The 17,331-nt window shown below is 71.7% G+C and carries 16 protein-coding genes; 6 read left to right on the forward strand and 10 right to left on the reverse strand.

The window, feature by feature from the left end; translation table 11 throughout:
* The first annotated feature begins 123 nt into the window (after nt 1-123).
* Nucleotides 124-930: a prolyl oligopeptidase family serine peptidase gene (locus tag CFN78_RS16655; protein ID WP_094863732.1), complete on the forward strand. Its 807-nt coding sequence runs from the start codon at nt 124-126 to the stop codon at nt 928-930.
* Here CFN78_RS16655 and CFN78_RS16660 read toward each other — a convergent pair.
* Together CFN78_RS16660 and CFN78_RS16665 are read right to left on the reverse strand one after the other, a co-directional pair.
* Entirely contained in the window at nt 896-1,870 is a 975-nt protein-coding gene (locus CFN78_RS16660) for a LysR family transcriptional regulator (RefSeq protein WP_094863733.1), read from the reverse strand. The two genes, CFN78_RS16655 and CFN78_RS16660, sit on opposite strands and share 35 nt — an antisense overlap.
* An 11-nt stretch (nt 1,871-1,881) precedes the next feature.
* A complete protein-coding gene (locus tag CFN78_RS16665) occupies nt 1,882-2,289 on the reverse strand; it encodes a PaaI family thioesterase (protein WP_094863800.1) in 408 nt (135 codons plus the stop codon).
* A gap of 151 nt (nt 2,290-2,440) precedes the next feature.
* On the opposite strand from CFN78_RS16665, the gene polA reads away from it, so the two are divergent.
* Nucleotides 2,441-5,152 carry a DNA polymerase I gene (gene polA / locus CFN78_RS16670; RefSeq protein WP_094863801.1) on the forward strand — a complete coding sequence of 904 codons (2,712 nt, stop codon included), beginning with the start codon at nt 2,441-2,443 and terminating at the stop codon, nt 5,150-5,152.
* Between the two features lie 62 nt (nt 5,153-5,214).
* Nucleotides 5,215-5,805: a Rossmann-fold NAD(P)-binding domain-containing protein gene (locus tag CFN78_RS16675; protein ID WP_240519499.1), complete on the forward strand. Its 591-nt coding sequence runs from the start codon at nt 5,215-5,217 to the stop codon at nt 5,803-5,805.
* A gap of 30 nt (nt 5,806-5,835) precedes the next feature.
* On the opposite strand, the gene CFN78_RS16680 is transcribed toward CFN78_RS16675, so the two are convergent.
* Genes CFN78_RS16680 through CFN78_RS16690 form a run of 3 tightly spaced genes read right to left on the reverse strand, consistent with a single transcriptional unit; the run spans nt 5,836 to nt 9,007 of the window.
* A complete protein-coding gene (locus tag CFN78_RS16680) occupies nt 5,836-6,435 on the reverse strand; it encodes a TetR/AcrR family transcriptional regulator (protein WP_094863734.1) in 600 nt (199 codons plus the stop codon).
* Nucleotides 6,432-8,327: a YhgE/Pip family protein gene (locus tag CFN78_RS16685; protein ID WP_094863735.1), complete on the reverse strand. Its 1,896-nt coding sequence runs from the start codon at nt 8,325-8,327 to the stop codon at nt 6,432-6,434. The genes CFN78_RS16680 and CFN78_RS16685 overlap by 4 nt, the downstream gene beginning before the upstream one ends.
* Nucleotides 8,324-9,007, reverse strand: a complete 684-nt coding sequence (locus tag CFN78_RS16690) for an ATP-binding cassette domain-containing protein (RefSeq protein WP_094863736.1) — start codon at nt 9,005-9,007, stop codon at nt 8,324-8,326. The genes CFN78_RS16685 and CFN78_RS16690 overlap by 4 nt, the downstream gene beginning before the upstream one ends.
* Before the next feature lie 142 nt (nt 9,008-9,149).
* Between CFN78_RS16690 and CFN78_RS16695 the strand changes: the two genes are divergently transcribed.
* Nucleotides 9,150-9,935, forward strand: coding sequence for a GNAT family N-acetyltransferase (locus CFN78_RS16695; protein ID WP_094863737.1), 786 nt, complete (start codon nt 9,150-9,152; stop codon nt 9,933-9,935).
* Nucleotides 9,936-9,957: 22 nt separating this feature from the next.
* On the opposite strand, the gene CFN78_RS16700 is transcribed toward CFN78_RS16695, so the two are convergent.
* A complete protein-coding gene (locus tag CFN78_RS16700) occupies nt 9,958-10,881 on the reverse strand; it encodes a GNAT family N-acetyltransferase (protein WP_094863738.1) in 924 nt (307 codons plus the stop codon).
* A 10-nt stretch (nt 10,882-10,891) separates the two neighbouring features.
* Entirely contained in the window at nt 10,892-11,788 is an 897-nt protein-coding gene (locus tag CFN78_RS16705) for a class I SAM-dependent methyltransferase (protein ID WP_240519500.1), read from the reverse strand.
* A 337-nt stretch (nt 11,789-12,125) separates the two neighbouring features.
* Here CFN78_RS16705 and rpsA point away from each other — a divergent pair, with 337 nt between their 5' ends.
* Nucleotides 12,126-13,646: a 30S ribosomal protein S1 gene (gene rpsA / locus CFN78_RS16710; RefSeq protein ID WP_094863739.1), complete on the forward strand. Its 1,521-nt coding sequence runs from the start codon at nt 12,126-12,128 to the stop codon at nt 13,644-13,646.
* A 203-nt stretch (nt 13,647-13,849) separates the two neighbouring features.
* Here rpsA and CFN78_RS16715 read toward each other — a convergent pair whose 3' ends face one another.
* A complete protein-coding gene (locus CFN78_RS16715) occupies nt 13,850-14,062 on the reverse strand; it encodes a hypothetical protein (protein WP_094863740.1) in 213 nt (70 codons plus the stop codon).
* A 166-nt stretch (nt 14,063-14,228) separates the two neighbouring features.
* Between CFN78_RS16715 and coaE the strand changes: the two genes are divergently transcribed.
* Nucleotides 14,229-15,410: a dephospho-CoA kinase gene (gene coaE, locus CFN78_RS16720; protein WP_094863741.1), complete on the forward strand. Its 1,182-nt coding sequence runs from the start codon at nt 14,229-14,231 to the stop codon at nt 15,408-15,410.
* A 19-nt stretch (nt 15,411-15,429) separates the two neighbouring features.
* On the opposite strand, the gene CFN78_RS16725 is transcribed toward coaE, so the two are convergent.
* Entirely contained in the window at nt 15,430-16,056 is a 627-nt protein-coding gene (locus CFN78_RS16725) for a response regulator (RefSeq protein ID WP_094863742.1), read from the reverse strand.
* Nucleotides 16,053-17,330, reverse strand: a complete 1,278-nt coding sequence (locus tag CFN78_RS16730; RefSeq protein ID WP_094863743.1) for a sensor histidine kinase — start codon at nt 17,328-17,330, stop codon at nt 16,053-16,055. The genes CFN78_RS16725 and CFN78_RS16730 overlap by 4 nt, the downstream gene beginning before the upstream one ends.
* Nucleotide 17,331: the final 1 nt, after the last annotated feature.

Here is a 17,331-nt window from a genome sequence, read left to right on the forward strand (position 1 = left end):
GACACAACCACCGGTTGTGATCCCGGAGCCGAAAGGTTGTTGGACGCGAAGCCCCGTCCGGATGTGTGATTGTCCGGACGGGGCTTCCGGCGTTTCCGGGCCCCATGACATCGAGGAGCCACCATGCGGAGCACCGCCGCCGTCACCGGTCTCGCCGCCGGAGTGCCCTACCTCGCGCTCCCACCGCAGAACCACACTGGCCCCGCGCCCCTGGTCGTCACCTGGCACATGATGGACCCGCCGCGTACCGAGGCCGCCATGGCCGCGGCCGTGCCGATGGCCGGGCTGCCCGCGTGGCGGGTCCACTTCGGACTGCCGATGTTCGGCAGCCGTGTTCCGGAGGGTGGGCCCGAGGCGTTCTACGCCCTCGCCGGCCAGGACTACGTGCTCAACGTCGCCGGCCCGGTGACCGAGCGGGCCGCGGACGAGTTCCCCGCGGCGGTGCGGGAACTGCGCCGGACACTGTCCATCGTGGACGGCCCGGTCGGGGTGGTGGGCGGGTCCGCGGGCGGCGCGGTGGCGCTGGAAGTCATGGCCAGGGCCGAGGTGCCGATCACCGCCGCGGGACTGGTGAACCCGGTGACCACGCTCGCCGCGGTCGTGGCCGCGAACGAGCGCAGGTACGGCGTCACCTACACCTGGACCGAACGGTCCCGCGCGGTCGCCGACCGGCTGGACTTCGTCCGCCGCGCCGACGAGCTTCCCGGCGAGGTGCTGCTGGTACTCGGCGGCCTGGACGACATCTCCGTCACCGAACCCGCCGCGCGACTCGCCGCCGCACTGGGCGGACGGGGACACCTCGTCACCGTCGACGACCTGGAGCACGCGCTCGCCGAGGAACCCGGGGTGGATCCCGCCCCGCAGACCCCCGCCGCGGTCACGGCCGACGCGGCGCTCACCGACTGGTTCCGGTCCCGGCTGACGGGCTGATCCCCTCGTCCTCGGGTACCCAGTGCCGTGCCGGGTCGTAGGCGCACCAACCCTCGGCCCGGCCGGTGGCCACCGCCAGCGTCAGGAACCTGCGCAGGTCCGCCCGTTCGCCACCCCGGCGCCACACCACCGACCACGGGAACAGTGGGGCCGGTTCGAACGGCAGCACCCGCAGGTTGAGATCGCGCGGCAACTCCATGTCGGCACCGACCAGCGTCACTCTCGGCACGCCGTAGCGGGCCTGCTCCAGCGTGTGCCGCAGGTCGTAGCTGCGGCCGCCGGTGTCCACGGGCACGGCCAGGCTGGCGCTCATGTTGCGCAGGAACCCGGTGAACTCGGCCGGACCGGACAGCGACGGCAGCCACAGCCCCTCCGTGCGCAGGTCCTCGACGCGGACCGCCGAACCGCCCGCGAGCGGATGTTCCGGCGGTAGCAGCGCCAGCAACGGCTCGAGGCGGACCACCCGGTGGTCCAGTTCCTCCGGCCAGGGCACGCCCAGGTCGTGCACCCGGCCGAAGGCCAGGTCGATCTCCCCGCGCACCAGCGGATCCAGAGCCGCCGCCAGTCCCGACCGGCCGCTGCGCTCGACGCGCAGCGCGGGATCCCGTTCGGCCAGGCTGCGCAGCACGAACATCGGCGACAGCCGGTTGTCCACCAGGTCCACCCGCAGCGGACGGTCGTCGCCGCCCACCGAGGCGAGGGCCTCGTCCTGGACGCGCAGGAGTTCACGGGCGTGCGGCAGCAGCGCCGCGCCGTCCGGGGTCAGCTCGATCGCCCTGCCGGTGCGCGCGAACAGCCGCACCGAGAGCGTGTCCTCGAGCCTGCGGACGCGTTTGGACAGGGCCTGCTGGGTGAGGAAAAGCGTCTCCGCGGCGCGGCCGAACCCGCGCTGCTCGGCGGTGACCACGAAGGCACGCACCTGCGCCAGGTCGAGGTCCACGGCCCGCTCGCTCAGCCGGCCGGTGGCCGGTCCCGGACCACGCAGGTCAGCCGCGCCGAGCAGGTGCGGCGGCCCTGGTCGTCGGTGAGGACGATGTCGGCGGTGATCGTGCCGCGGCCGATGTGCAGGGGAGTGGCGACACCGGTGACCGTGCCCTCGCGAACCGCGCGGTGGTGGGTGCAGCTCAGTTCCAGCCCCATCGCCACCCGGCCCTCGCCCGCGTTCAGCGCGGCGATGGTCGAACCGAGCGCCTCGGCGAGCGTGGCGTTCGCGCCCCCGTGCAGCAGGCCGTACGGCTGCAGGTTCCCCTGTACCGGCATCGTGGCGACGACCCGGTCCGGGCCGAGCTCCACCAGCTCCATGCCGATCTTGTCGTTGAGCTGCTGACCCGCGATGACGGAGTTCATGCCGTCGAGCATCGCCTGGTATTCCTCGGACACGGAGGCGGACAAGTCGGGCTCCTCTCGGGGCGACGGCAGCGGTGCCGCACGCGACGCGGTGAACGCTCACGAAAGAGTGTCAGGGCTTCACCCTAGACTCGGCCGCGTGAGCAGCACGGAGAAGACCCCCATGGTGGACGCCTCAGTAACGAACGACACACCGCAGCCGCGGCTGCTGCTGATCGACGGGCACTCGATGGCCTACCGGGCCTTCTTCGCCGTGCCCGCCGACCGGTTCCGGACGTCGACGGGGCAGGTGACCAACGCGGTCTTCGGGTTCACCTCGATGCTGATCAACCTGCTGCGCGACGAGCAGCCCACCCATCTCGCGGTGGCCTTCGACCTCTCCCGCAAGACCTTCCGCTCGGAGGCCTTCGCCGAGTACAAGTCCAACCGGTCGGCCACCCCGGACGACTTCAAGGGCCAGGTCGCCCTCGTCCAGGACGTACTGGGTGTGCTCGGCATCCCGGTGCTGACCAAGGAGAACTACGAGGCCGACGACATCATCGCCACGCTCACCACCCAGGCCACCGGGCTCGGCTACCAGGTGCTGATCTGTACCGGCGACCGGGACGCGCTGCAGCTCGTCACCGAGGCGGTGACCGTGCTCTACCCGAAGAAGGGTGTTTCCGACCTCGTCCGCTACGACCCGCCGGGTGTCGAGGCGAAGTACGGCCTGACCCCGGCCCAGTACCCGGACTTCGCGGCGCTGCGCGGCGACCCTTCGGACAACCTGCCCGGTATCCCGGGGGTGGGGGAGAAGACCGCCACCAAGTGGATCAGCCAGTTCGGTTCGCTCGGCGAGCTGATCGACCGGGTCGACGAGGTGAAGGGCAAGGTCGGCGACGCGCTGCGTGCCCACGTCGACGCCGTGATGCTGAACCGCCAGCTCACCGAACTGGTGCGGGACGTGCCGCTGGAGCACACCCCCGACGAACTGGAACTGCGGCCCTGGGACCGGGACGCGGTGCACCGGCTGTTCGACGAGCTGGAGTTCCGCGTGCTGCGCGACCGGCTCTTCGCCACCCTGTCCAGCGCCGAGCCGGAGGCCGAGGAGGGCTTCGACGTCGCGGGCGGGGCGGTGGAACCGGGTGCGCTGGGCGACTGGCTGACCGTCCACGCGGGAGCGGGTACCAGCACCGGGCTGTCCTTCCGCGTCACCGGGGCTTCGGTCGCCGCCGACGTGCAGGCGCTGGCCTTCGCCGCGGCCGACGGCGAGGGCGCCTATGTCGACGTGACGACCATGGACGAGGCGGACGAGCGCGCGCTGGCCGGCTGGCTGGCCGACCGGTCCGCGCACAAGGTCGGGCACTCGCTGAAGGCGGCGCTGCACGCCGTGCTCGCCCGCGGCTGGACCCTCGCCGGGCTCACCATGGACACCGCACTCGCGGCCTACCTCGTCCGCCCGGGACAGCGTTCCTTCGAACTCGACGACCTGGTGCTGCGGTACCTGCAGCGCGAACTGCGCGACGACTCCGGCGAAGGGGACGGTCAGCTCTCGCTGCTGGAGAACGAGGACGCCGCGCAGGACCGGATCGTGCAGGCCGAGCTGGTGGCCGCCCGCGCCGTCGCCGAACTGGCCACGGCTCTCGCCGAGGAACTGGCCGGAATCGACGGCACCTCGTTGCTGGCCGACCTGGAGCTGCCGCTGCTGGAGGTCATCACCGACCTGGAGGCGGCGGGCATCTCGGTCGATGTCGAGCAGCTCACCGATCTGGAGGCGCACTACGCGAACAGGGTCCGGCAGGCCGCCGACGCGGCGTACGAGGTGATCGGCAAGCAGATCAACCTCGGCTCGCCGAAACAGCTCCAGGTGGTGCTCTTCGACGAACTGGGCATGCCGAAGACCAAGCGCACCAAGACCGGCTACACCACCGACGCCGAGGCGCTGCAGTCACTGTTCGAGAAGACCGAGCACCCGTTCCTGCAGCACATGCTGGAACACCGGGACGCGACCCGGCTGCGGGTCACCGTCGAGGGTCTGATCAAGGCGGTCGCCGACGACGCCCGGATCCACACCACGCTGCACCAGACGATCGCCGCCACCGGCAGGCTCTCCTCGGTCGACCCGAACCTGCAGAACATCCCGGTGCGCACCGAGGAGGGCCGCCGCATCCGCGACGCCTTCGTCGTCGGCGGCGGCTACACCGAGCTGATGACCGCCGACTACAGCCAGATCGAGATGCGGATCATGGCCCACCTCTCCGGCGACGAGGGCCTGATCGAGGCGTTCAACACCGGCGAGGACCTGCACACCTTCGTCGCCTCGAAGGCGTTCTCGCTGGAACCGGGCGAGGTCACCCCGGAACTGCGATACCGCGTCAAGGCGATGTCCTACGGACTGGCCTACGGACTGTCGGCCTACGGACTGGCCCAGCAGCTCCGCATTTCCACCGACGAGGCCAAGGCGCAGATGGACGCCTACTTCGCCCGGTTCGGCGGAGTGCGGGACTACCTGCAGACCGTGGTCGTGGAGGCCGCCAAGGTCGGCTACACCGAGACGATCTTCGGCCGCCGCCGCTACCTCCCCGACCTCAACAGCGACAACCGGCAACGACGCGAGATGGCCGAGCGGATGGCGCTGAACGCCCCGATCCAGGGCAGTGCCGCCGACATCATCAAGGTCGCCATGCTGGGCGTGCACCGTGCGCTCACCGCGTCCAACCTGCGCAGCCGGGTCATCCTGCAGGTCCATGACGAGCTCGTGCTCGAGGTGTCCGAGGGCGAGCGGGACGAGGTGGAAGCGCTCGTGCGTAAGGAGATGGGTGCAGCCTACGAACTGGCCGTGCCGCTGGAGGTCTCCGTCGGCCTCGGCCGGTCCTGGAACGACGCCGCGCACTGACCCGCGCCGTATCCAGGCCGAACCCGGCCATGTCCCGGCCCGATCGGCGATAACGTGGGCCGATGACGGCGGCGCGCGCTCTGGTACTGGGAGGCACCGGCATGCTCGCGGGCGTCGCCGAGGCGCTCGCGGCCGACGGCTGGAACGTCGTGCTGCCCAGCAGGAGATACAGCCCGATCCCCGGGGTGCCCGCCGGACCGGGCGTGGCCGCCAGGGCCGCGCTGCGCCGTCCCGGCCACCGGCCGGACGTTCCGGCGGCGACCGGGCGGGCGATCTGGGTGGAGGCCGACTGGTCGCGTCCCGCCGAGTTGGCGGCGGCAGCGGGAACGGCGCTCGGCGGGCGGGCCGATCTGCTGGTCGCCTGGGTGCACCCCGGTTACCGGGCCGCGGTGCTGGACGCGGTCGCACCCCTGCTCGCCGAGGGCGCTCCCGCCGTCGAGGTGATCCTCGCCCCGCCGTCCCCACGGATCGAGGGGGAGGGCCGGGAGCGCTCCGCGCTGGACCGGCATCCGGTGCACCGCGTCGTCCTCGGTCGCCGACCCGCCCGCCGCCTCACCCACGCCGAGATCGTGCACGGAGTCCTCGCGGCGGTGCGTCGCGCGGTGGCCGGGAGCCCGCCGGCAGCGTACGACGTCCGCCCGCCCCCGGCCTGACGCACCACCCCGGGCCTGCCCGGCGTACCGCTACGGCGCGCCCGCCGCCGGACCGCCGGTCACCCCGCGCACGAGCAGCAGCACCGAGTCGCGCACCTCCGCCCTGGTGCGCTGCGGCTGGAAGACCAGCCAGTCCAGCGCCACCACCAGCAGGGTGCCGAACAACCCGGCCGCCGCCGTCGCCACCTGCACGCCCCGCGGCATCCGGCCCGCCGCTTCCAGGACTTCGAGGCGCTCCTTCAGGATCCCGACGACGTCGTCCCGCAGCAGCGTCAGCGTCTCGTGCCACTGACCGGGCGTGCGCCACAGCTCGCTGACGACGATCTGCGAGAAACCGGGATACTCGGCGATGAACTCCAGCATGGCGTCCACAATGGACTCCAGGGCGCGGGACGGATCCGGATCGTCCCCCGCGGACCGCAGGCGCCGCGCCAGCATGCCGATGCCGTACCTGAGCAGGCCGTCGATCAGGCCGTCCTTGCTCTCGAAGTTGTAGTAGACGGTGCCCTTGGCGACGCCCGCCTCGGCGGCGATCTCGTCCACCGTCAACCCGACCAGACCCTTGCTCCCGGCCAGTCGCAGCGTCGCGGTGAACAGTTTCCTCTTCGTGGCATCGGACCGGGCGCTCACAGGCTCAGCTCCGGCTTGAGCTGGGAGACCGTCCACATGCGACGCTTGCGTGCCGCGAGTGTGGACACCAGCAGCCCGCCCGCCAGATAGGCGAGCAGTACCGCGACATCGCCGAGAATGCTCAGCGACGCACCGGTGTAGAGCAGGTGCCGCAGCCCGTCGATCACGTACCCCATCGGCAGCACGAGGTGCAGCGGATACAGCGCGTCGGGGATCGTCTGCCACGGGAACGTCCCGCCCGCGCTGACCAGTTGCAGTACCAGCAGTACCAGTCCCAGGAACTTGCCCACCGCACCGAACATCGCGTTCAGCGCGTGCATGATCGCGGTGAAGGCCAGCGAGGTGAGCACCAGGAAACCGATGGCGCCCAAGGGATGCGCGACCCGGATGCCGACGAGCCAGGTGACCGCGCCGAACAGCACCACCACCTGTGCGACGCCGAGAGCCGCCGAGGCCAGCCAGCCGCCGACGGCCACCCGCAGCGGTGACGCCCCCGCGGCCAGCGATCGGGTGGACAGCGGCCGCAGCAGCAGGAACAGCACGAACGCACCGATCCAGGTGGCCAGTGCCATGAAGAACGGTGCCAGCCCCGCACCGTAGGTGCCCGCCGAGGCGACGCCCACCGAGTTCACCGACACCGGATCGGCGATCGTGCTGGCCGTGGCGTCCCGGGTCGGATCGTCCGGGTTGGGGATCTGGGCCAGCCCGTCGCGCAGCCCGTCCCGGAGCTGCGCCGACCCCGAGGCCAGCTCGTTCGTGCCGCCGACGGCCTGCTGTTCGCCCTCGTCGAGGCGCGCCGCGCCGTCGCGGAGCTGGTTCGCTCCGTCCGAGGCCTTCGCGATACCGCCGGTCAGTGCCGGCGCCGAACCGGCGAGCTGGGCCGCCCCGTCGGACACCCTGCGTGCGCCGTCGGCGAGAGTGTCGAGCTGCCCGGAGGTCTCCTGGATCTTGCCGTTGGCGTCGTTGACGGGTTTCCGAGCGTCCTCGAGCACGGCGATCGTCGCCTGCACCTCTGCTTCCGGAAGGCCCGCGTCCCGCAGTCGCTGGGTGATCCGGTCCCGCGCGGCGTCAAGGTCGCCCTGGAGCCCGGTGGACGCGCTCGCGAGCAGAGATCCGGCCTCGGCCAGCCTGGTGTTGCCCTCGGCGACCTGGCTCGCCCCGTCGGCGAGTTGCCGGGACTGGTCCGGTAGCGCGGTGGTGCGCTCGCGCAGGGTGGTCAGTCCGCTCGCCAGTTCGGTCCCGCCGCCCGCGAGCTGCTTGGCCCCGTCGGCGAGTTCCTGTTGCCCCGATTGGAGTTTTCCGGCCCCGTCCGCCAGCGTGGTGGCCCCGTCGGAGGCCTGCCCGATGTTGGCGTAGATGGTGGAGAAGCCGACGAGGAACTTGTCGGCGGCCTCGGTGCCGACCTTCTTCGCGATCGTCCCGCGTACCTGCTCGGCGACCTGGTCGGCGATGGTGCCGGACAGGTAGTTGTTGGCGTCGTTGGTGGTCAGCGTCATCGTCGCCTGCTGCGGCCGGAAGTCGCCGGAGGAGAGCAGGGCGGCGGAGAAGTCCCGGGGGATTGTGATGGCGAAGGAGTACCGGTCGTCGCGCACCCCGGCCTGCGCTTCCTCCTCGGAGACCTCGTGCCACTGGAAGGTGCCCGAGCCGAGGACCTCGTCGGTGACCTCGCGCCCGATGTCGCGGCGCGCGCCGGAGGAGTCGGTGGCACCGGCGTCGGTGGTGACGATCGCCGCGGGCAGCTTGTCCAGCCTGCCGTACGGGTCGTAGTTGGCGTAGAGGTAGAAGCTCGCGTACAGCAGGGGAACGAGCACCATCGCCGCCAGCGCCAGCTTCGGCAGGACGCCGGTGCTGAGCCTGCGCAGTTCGTTGCGCGCGATGCGGAGGCCGCTCATTCGCCTGCTCCCTCGGCTTCGCCCGCCGGTACCGGTTCGGGTGCGCAGCGGGTGGGTGCCGGTTGCTCGTCCGAGCCGGCCCTCGCCGCCTCGGCCGGCAGGGCGGCGGACGGGACGGTCGCGGTGAGCACCACGACGGCGAGACCGCGCGCGGCGTGCTCCGTGGCGAGCGTCCACCAGCCGCCGGTGTCGCTGGTGTGCCGGTCGGGGGTGTCCAGCACCAGCGCGACCACCCCTGGCCGGGCGGCGGCGAGGTCCGCGAGCAGCCGGGTGCGGACGGCCGGTTCCAGGTTCTCGAAGCGGGTGCCCGCGTAGGGGGCGAGGTCGTGCGCCGCCAGCCAGGCGGCGACCTCCGCTCTGCCCGCGCCGCGCCGGGCCAGTGCCAGTTCCTCGCCGACGACGACCCGCAGCGGCAGCGCGTCGTCGGGTTCGCTGACGCCGGGCACGTCCACCAGGCCGACCGCCCGGCGCAACCCGGCCCGGTCGTCGTCACCGTCGAGGGTCACCGCGCCGGTGCCCGGCCGCAGGCGCCCGGCCAGTGCCAGGCCGAACGCGGTCAGTCCGGTGCCGGGATCGCCGTGCAGCAGTGCGAGTTCACCGCCGGCGACGGTGAGCGAGGTCGGTGGCAGCAGGCGCCCGTGCGGGCCGTCCACGGACACCCGATCGGCCTGTATCCGCATCGGGACTCTCCCCTGAATTGAACTGACTGGTCAGTCTAAAATTAGGCGCTCATCAGTCAGAACGGCAAGCCGAGGTGACCTGATCCACCGATACGAGTGATCCAGGGACCCTGCCGTGCGCCGTACCTGGGATGCTGGAGGAATGGACGACCCGCCGCCGGACGACCTGCGCCGCGCCGAGGCCGCGCTCCACCTGCGCGCGGAACTGGCCTGCGCGGCGGCCACCAGCGCGAGCCTGCCCGGACGGTTCGACGCCCGGCGTCGCGGTGGCCTGTTCACCGTCCACGTCAGCGAGCCCTCGCTGAGGTTTCTCTGCGCGGTGTGGGGTGCCGATCCGGGCGATCTCGGCCCCGCCCTGCGCGCGCTCGACGATCTGCCGCTCGCGCGACTGGTGCTCCCGCGGCCCGGAGTCGACGGCGCTGCCCGTTGCCGGTCCGCCGGGCTGCACCGCCTGCCGGACAGCGTGCTGGCGCTCGCCTCGCCTGCCTCCCCATCCGCCGGTCCGTCCGCCGGTTCCGTCCGGGTGCGGGTCGAGGACGCGGAACCCGCCGCGTTCGCCGCCGTTCTCCTGGATGGTTACCTGGCGGGCGGAGTGCTGGCGGATTTCCTGCGCACCGAGCACCTGGCATGGCCGGTGCACCGCTTCCTCGCCCGGTCCGGCGGACAGCTCCTCGGCGCCGCGGCGATGACGCTGCACGGCGACGTCGCCGTACTCGGTGGGGCGGCCACCCCGGTGCGCCATCGTGGACGCGGGGCGCAGTCGGCCCTGCTGCGGCATCGGCTCGGCGTGGCGGCCGGCTTCGGCTGCACTCTCGCCGTGGCGACCGCGGCGGTCGGTTCGCCGAGCGAACGCAACCTGGCCCGACACGGCTTCGCCACCCACCGCAGGACGAACTGGGTGCGTCCCGCAACCGTGCTCACTCGCTGAGGCGCCCGTCCCGCCCGCGTGCTCAGGCCGCCGGGCGGGCCTCCCAGACCGTCCACACCGGACGGTAGCCACGGCGGGGCCAGAAGACCGAGGACAACGGGTTGGTGGGGCTGAAGAACAGCACCGTGCCGTTGACCCCGTCGACATCGAGGGCCTGGTGTGCCTCCCGGGTCAGCGCCGCGCCCACGCCCCGGCCGCGCGCCCACGGCGCCACCGACAGCGTCAGCACGTACCCCCACCGTCCGGAGTGGACCTTCCCGTTGAGGGGACTGCGGCCGGTGGTCGGCATGGTGCCGCAGTCGGCGAGACCGGCCGGACGACCGTCGAGTTCCGCGATCCACACCGAGCCGCCGAAGAAGATCGACCGGCGCAGGCCGCGCTCCAGCAGGGCCGCGGAGTTCTCCCGCACCACGCTGGGTCCGGACGCCGCCGAGTAGCGCAGTTCCTCCAGTGCCAGCCCCACCAGTTCGCCCACGTCCTCGGCGGCGGCCCTGCGGATCACCGGGCCGTCCCCGGGCGTGGGTTGCGCCGCGGACGGGGGCGCGGCCGGCCTCGGCCGTACCGCGAGATGGTTCAGCGCCGCGAAACCGTGCGCGAGCAGTGTGTGCGTCGGCTCGACGTCGCGGCTCGGCCACATCACCGTGCGCACCGAGTCGGCTCCGGGATCCTCCTCGCGCACCCGGTCGGCGAACACCCGCAGCAGCGCGTCCATCCCGGCCGCACCGGTGTCGCCGAGCAGCGGGGTCAGCTCGAAGTTGTCCCTCGGCCCCCACAGGCTCTCCATCGACTCCGGGCCGTGGAAGCTGCGCACCAGCACGCCGCGCACCTTCGTGCCGTCCGGCAGCGCCGCGGTCAGCGTCTCGCCCTCGGGAACGTGCGACTCCGCCGCGATCATCGGGTCGAGCGCGGTGAACCGGCGGGACTGCGCCTCGTCGAACTCGCTCACCGTGTCTCCCTCATCGCGTCCCGTTCGTACAGCGGAAGATCGCCGTGCCGGGGAAGAGCCTGCCACGCAACGGGCTCCACTGGCCCCAGATCCGGTCGTGCCCCGGAGGCCACTCGGGTTCGAGCAACTCGTCGAGGACCAGCCCGGCGGCGGTCAGCGCGCGCACGTAGTCGCCCAGGGTCCGGTGGTACTCCACGTACGTCGCCCGGCCCGTCTCGTCGACCTCGACGTAAGGGGTGCGGTCGAAGTACGGCTGGGTCACCGTCAATCCGAGTGGCCCCGGATCGTCCGGGAAGATCCAGCGCATCGGGTGGGTCACGGCGAAGACCCACCGCCCGCCGGGCCGGAGCACCCTGGCCACCTCGCCGAACACGGCCTCGACGGAGGCGACGAAGGGCACCGCGCCGAAGGCCGAACAGGCGGCGTCCATGCTCGCGTCCGCGATGGGCAGGTACTCGGCGTTCGCCTGCACGAGCGGGACGGGCACGCCGGTGCGCTCGTTGGCCGCCCTGGCATGCCGCAGCATCCCGCCCGAGATGTCCAGCGCCACGGCGTCCGCGCCGTTGCGGATGAGCCAGCGCGCACAGGGTGCCGAGCCGGCGCCCACCTCCAGCACCCGGGCGCCCGCGACCTCGCCGAGCAGCCGGGCGTCCGCCTCGCGCAGTCCCTCAGGGCACCAGACGAAGTCCTCGTCGCCGAGGAAGCCGCCATGGGTGGCGTGGTAGTCGTCGGCGTCGGCGTCCCACCAGGCGATGCCGGCCGCCGCGGCCTCCGCGGACCCGACCTGCCGGTGGGCCGTCCCGGTGGTGCCGAGTGCCTGCTCGGCGTCCTGGTGACGGTGCGGGTCGGCGCCGGTCGCGGGCGGGGTTCCTGGGCTCTCGCCGGTGGCGGATCTGGGCGTGGACACGGCGGTATTCTGGCTGTTCACCCCGTACGGCCGGGCAGCGGGATGGGGCCGGTTGATCGGGTGCCACCCTGTTTGTGCCGGCGGGACGCGGCCGCGTAGGATAGCGGACAGCGCATTGGGTTCGCGCTGCCTTCCGTCCAGCGGACTCGATGCTGGGCAGTGTTCCGGATAGGACGTTCCGGAAGGGACATTCCGCACGGAACAAGGGGTCGCGCACCTGGCGGTGATGCTCGCGGCCGTTCTCCTGTGGACGTTTGCTCGCTCCGTCGCCTCGTGCCCATCGCGCACGCAAACCACACACCCACTATTCCCTATCCGTACCGGAGCAACCCGCCTAATGACCATCGACACCGCCACCGCCCCGACTGCTGCCGCCTCGCCGCAGGTCGCCATCAACGACATCGGGACGGAGGAAGACTTCCTCGCAGCCATCGACAAGACCATCAAGTACTTCAACGATGGCGACATCGTCGAAGGAACCATCGTCAAGGTCGACCGCGACGAAGTCCTGCTCGACATCGGTTACAAGACCGAGGGCGTCATCCCCTCGCGTGAGCTCTCGATCAAGCACGATGTCGACCCGGCCGAAGTGGTCACCGTCGGCGATGAGGTCGAAGCCCTCGTTCTCCAGAAGGAGGACAAGGAAGGCCGCCTGATCCTGTCCAAGAAGCGCGCCCAGTACGAGCGCGCCTGGGGCACGATCGAGGAACTCAAGGAGAAGGACGAGCCGGTTTCCGGCACCGTCATCGAGGTCGTCAAGGGTGGTCTCATCCTGGACATCGGCCTCCGCGGCTTCCTCCCGGCCTCCCTCGTCGAGATGCGCCGCGTGCGCGACCTGCAGCCCTACGTCGGCCGCGAGCTCGAAGCCAAGATCATCGAGCTGGACAAGAACCGCAACAACGTGGTCCTGTCCCGCCGCGCCTACCTGGAGCAGACTCAGTCCGAGGTGCGCAGCGAGTTCCTCAACGCGCTCGCCAAGGGCCAGGTTCGCAAGGGCGTCGTCTCCTCGATCGTCAACTTCGGTGCGTTCGTGGACCTCGGCGGCGTCGACGGCCTGGTGCACGTCTCGGAGCTGTCCTGGAAGCACATCGACCACCCCTCCGAGGTCGTCGAGGTCGGCCAGGAGGTCACCGTCGAGGTGCTGGACGTCGACATGGACCGCGAGCGCGTGTCCCTGTCGCTGAAGGCGACCCAGGAAGACCCGTGGCGTCAGTTCGCCCGTACCCACGCGATCGGCCAGATCGTGCCGGGCAAGGTCACCAAGCTCGTTCCGTTCGGTGCGTTCGTGCGCGTCGAGGAGGGCATCGAGGGCCTGGTGCACATCTCGGAGCTGGCCGAGCGCCACGTCGAGATCCCGGAGCAGGTCGTCCAGGTCGGTGGCGAGGTCATGGTCAAGGTCATCGACATCGACCTCGAGCGTCGCCGCATCTCGCTGTCGCTCAAGCAGGCCAACGAGGGCGTCACCACCGAGACCGAGTTCGACCCGACTCAGTACGGCATGGCGGCCGAGTACGACAACGAGGGCAACTACATCTACCCCGAGGGCTTCGACCCGGAGACCCAGGAGTGGCAGGAAGGCTTCGACACGCAGCGTGAGGAGTGGGAGCGTCAGTACGCGACCGCGCACGAGCGCTACGAGCAGCACATGAAGCAGATCGCGAAGGCCGCCGAGGCCGACGCGGAAGCCGCTGCCGAGGCCATCGCCGGGGGCGGCGAGTCCGCTACCACCGGTGGCGGTGGCGGGGAGCAGAGCTACACCTCCGCTCCGGCCGACTCCGCGCCCAAGGGTGGCGGCGGCTCGCTCGCCAGCGACGAGCAGCTCGCGGCCCTGCGGGAGAAGCTCTCCGGCGGTGCGTGAGCATCCGCTGAGCAGAGCTGACGCCTAGCGGCACCCAGCAGCGACAGCGAGGCCCCGTGTCCTATGTGGACACGGGGCCTCGCTGCGTTCCGGGCAACGGTATCGACTGGTCGTGCGGTAGGCGAAAAATGGTGGCGGACCTGCCGAGGGCATGCCGAAGCCCGCGGCCACCGGGGTGGTCGCGGGCCTCTGAAGCGATCGGGTCAGGTGGTCGCGGGCGCCCAGACGTGTTCCGCGGCGGCCGCGCGCGCCCTGCGGCGGAGGCCGGCCAGGCTGTGCTTCGCGGGTACCAGGAGCGCGGTCAGCCAGTTGCGGCGGTACTCGTCGAGTGCCTCGGAGACCATTCGATGGGTGATGCAGTGGACCAGGCCCGGCGTGCCGAGCCGGTGCCTGCCGACGTGCGTGCTGGCTGGCATGGTTCCTCCGTGTGGGCGACTGTCCCGTTCGGCACCGTACTCAATCGGCCGGTGAAAACTCGACAGGCCGACGGCGTGTCACCCACATCAGTTGCCGATTCGCAACTTGGACCCGGAGGGTCATCTCGCACGGGCCGGACCAGCGGCGACTGGTTGAATGCGTGTCATGTTGCGAGTGGGACTCACCGGAGGCATCGGAGCGGGCAAGTCGACAGTGGCGAACCGGCTGGCCGAGCACGGTGCCGTGATCATCGACGCCGACCTGATCGCCCGCGAGGTCGTGCAACGCGGTACCGAGGGACTGGCCGAGATAGTGCGCGCCTTCGGCACCGGCGTGCTCGACGCCGGCGGTGCCCTCGACCGCCCGGCACTGGCAGCGAAGGCGTTCGCCGACGAGGAGTCGCGCCGGACCCTCAACGCGATCGTGCATCCCCGGGTCGGTGCGCGGACCGCCGAACTCATGGAGCGCGCCGCGCCCGACGCGATCGTCGTGCACGACATCCCGCTGCTCGTCGAAGGCGGCCTCGCGCCGCACTACCACCTGGTGCTGGTCGTCGACGCCGATCCCGAGGTGCGGGTGGCGCGGCTGACGGACGCGCGCGGCATGACCGAGGCCGACGCCCGCGCCCGGATCGCCGCGCAGTCCACCGAACGGCAGCGCCGCGAGGTGGCCGACGTGTGGCTGGACAACGGCGGCCACACCGAGATCGTACTGTCCGAAGTGGACACTCTCTGGGCGGACCGGCTGGTGCCCTACGAGGCCAACGTGCGCCTGCGCCGCCCGCGCCCGCCCCTGTCGCCGGTGATCGCGGAGTACGACCCGTCGTGGCCGGAGCAAGCCGGCCGGGTGCTGGCGCGGATCCGCGCGGCCGTCGGCGACCGGGTCGAGCGAGTGGATCACATCGGCTCCACCTCGGTACCGGGACTGCCCGCCAAGGACGTGCTGGACCTGCAGATCCTGGTGCCCAGCCTGGACGCGGCCGACGGGATCGCGGACACGCTCTCCGAGGCGGGCTTCCCGAGGGCCGAGGGCGAGTGGTGCGACGAGTCCAGGGAACGGGACGGCCGGCTGCCGAAACGGTTCCACTTCGGCGGGGACCCCGGCCGGCCGGTCAACCTGCACGTCCGCTCCCCGGAGACACCGGCGTGGCGGGTCGCGCTGCTTTTCCCGGCCTGGCTGCGCGCCGAACCCGCCGAACGCGACGCCTACGCCGCGGTGAAACGGGAGCTCGCGAACGTGCACGAGGGCGGCAGCACCCTCGCCTACGCCGACGACAAGCAGGACTGGATCAACGCCGCCTTCGACCGTGCGGAGGAGTGGGCGGAGCGCACCGGGTGGACGCCCTGACGATCCGCCGCGGCAGGGCTCAGGACCGGAGCAGCCCGCGCTCGAAGGCCACCGCCACGGCGGCCGCCCGGTCACGGACACCGAGTTTCGCGTAGGCGTGCAGCAGGTGCGTCTTCACCGTCGCCTCGCTGATGAACAACCTGGCCGCCGCCTCCTTGTTGGTGGACCCGCGGGACACCAGGCCCAGCACCTCCAGCTCGCGTGCGCTCAGCGGCTCCTGCGCCGGCGCCCGCATCTGCACCATGATCCGGCTGGCGACGGCGGGGGAGAGCACGGCCTCGCCCCGCGCCGTCGCGCGGACGGCGCGGAACAGTTCCTCGCGTGGGGCGTCCTTGAGCAGATACCCGGTCGCGCCGGCCTCGATCGCGGGCAGCACGTCGGAATCGGTGTCGTAGGTCGTCAGCACCAGCACCCGGGCGGTGCTGCCGGAGCGGGTCAGTTCGGTGATCGCGCTGACGCCGTCCGTGCCCGGCATCCGCAGGTCCATCAGCACCACGTCGGGCCGCAGCGCGGTGGCCAGTGCCACGGCCTCGGCCCCGCTCGCCGCCTCGCCGAGCACCTCGAACCCGTGCTCGCCGGTGAAGATCCCGCGCAACCCGTCCCGGACGATCGGGTGGTCGTCGACGATGAGCAGGGAGATGGTCACGCCCGCTCCCCGCTGCCGATCGCCGGGACGCTCGCCGAGATCGCCGTGCCCGCGTCCGGTTCCGACTCGATCTCCAGCCGCCCGGCGAGCCGGTGCACCCGGTGCCGCATGCCGGCGAGCCCGAAACCGCTGTAGGGATTCCCGTTGCCGGACAACGAATCCGTTCGGAAACCGACTCCGTCGTCCCGGACGTCGAGAGTCACCAGATCCTCCATGTAGGACAGTGTCAGGCCGACCCGGCCGGCGGTGGCGTGTTTGGTCACGTTGGTCAGCGCCTCCTGGGTCACCCGCAGCAGGGTGGCCTCGATCTCCGGGTGCAGTCGTTGCGGGGTACCGGTGACCGTCAGCCCGGCCGGCACGCCGCTGAGGTCGGACCACCGCCCGACGACGCCGTCGAGAGCCTGCGGCAGCGTCGAGGACGCCAGCGCCTCGGGGCTCAGCGCCCGTACCGACCGCCGGGCCTCGGCGAGGTTCTCCCTGGCCAGGGTGAGTGCCTTGCCGATCCGCTCCCGCCCGCCGTCGGTGTCACCCGGCGCCTGGGCCGCCGCCTCGAGCTGGGTGATGATCCCGGTGAACCCCTGCGCCAGGGTGTCGTGGATCTCCAGGCTGAGCCGCTGGCGTTCGTCGAGCGCGCCCGCCTCCCGCGCCTGCGCCAGGAGTTGCCGGTGCAGTCCGGCGTTCTCCTCCAGTGCTGCCTCCAGGTCGACGACCGTGCGCCGCTGCTGCTCGCTCTTGGCGAGCAGGTGCACCGACATCCGCGCCCCCGCCCCGATCGCCAGCGTCTGCACGGCGACGATGGTGAGAAACGGGTAGGTCCAGTCGGTCAGCGCCCGGACCGGGCCCTCGTCGCCGAGGCTGTTGATCAGGGCGGACGTCGCGGCCAGCCCGAACCACATCAGCGGTTCGGGCCGCAGATGCAACGCGTGGAAGAACGAGCCGATCATGAACACCAGGAACGGCAGATCGCGGACCATCAGCAGGGAGGCGAACGTCAGCGTGCCCACGAAGGACACGGCGATCACGATCGCGCTGGTGCGTACCCGCTCGGGCAGCAGGGTGTCGAAGACGAGCAGCCAGAGGGCCGCGGCGGCGACCAGCAGCAGCGTCCCGTCGAACGGGGCGCCGTCACCGTCGGTGGCCGCGATGACCGTGGCCAGGGCGAGCAACGCGAAGGCCAGGTAACGCTCGGCGAAGCGCACCGCCGGTTCCCAGCGGGACGACGCCGGCCACAGCACGGCCCTGGCGCGGTCGTTCGCCGGGTTCCCGGGACTCATC

This window comes from Amycolatopsis antarctica, from assembly GCF_002262875.1.
Classification (GTDB): Bacteria; Actinomycetota; Actinomycetes; order Mycobacteriales; family Pseudonocardiaceae; genus Amycolatopsis; species Amycolatopsis antarctica.

Coding starts and splice junctions, on each gene's coding strand:
- CFN78_RS16655 (WP_094863732.1), top strand. CDS start 124: ATGCGGAGCACCGCCGCCGTCACCGGTCTCGCCGCCGGAGTGCCCTAC.
- CFN78_RS16665 (WP_094863800.1), bottom strand. CDS start 2,289: ATGCTCGACGGCATGAACTCCGTCATCGCGGGTCAGCAGCTCAACGAC.
- polA (WP_094863801.1), top strand. CDS start 2,441: ATGGTGGACGCCTCAGTAACGAACGACACACCGCAGCCGCGGCTGCTG.
- CFN78_RS16675 (WP_240519499.1), top strand. CDS start 5,215: ATGACGGCGGCGCGCGCTCTGGTACTGGGAGGCACCGGCATGCTCGCG.
- CFN78_RS16685 (WP_094863735.1), bottom strand. CDS start 8,327: ATGAGCGGCCTCCGCATCGCGCGCAACGAACTGCGCAGGCTCAGCACC.
- CFN78_RS16690 (WP_094863736.1), bottom strand. CDS start 9,007: ATGCGGATACAGGCCGATCGGGTGTCCGTGGACGGCCCGCACGGGCGC.
- CFN78_RS16695 (WP_094863737.1), top strand. CDS start 9,150: ATGGACGACCCGCCGCCGGACGACCTGCGCCGCGCCGAGGCCGCGCTC.
- rpsA (WP_094863739.1), top strand. CDS start 12,126: ATGACCATCGACACCGCCACCGCCCCGACTGCTGCCGCCTCGCCGCAG.
- CFN78_RS16715 (WP_094863740.1), bottom strand. CDS start 14,062: ATGCCAGCCAGCACGCACGTCGGCAGGCACCGGCTCGGCACGCCGGGC.
- coaE (WP_094863741.1), top strand. CDS start 14,229: ATGTTGCGAGTGGGACTCACCGGAGGCATCGGAGCGGGCAAGTCGACA.
- CFN78_RS16730 (WP_094863743.1), bottom strand. CDS start 17,330: ATGAGTCCCGGGAACCCGGCGAACGACCGCGCCAGGGCCGTGCTGTGG.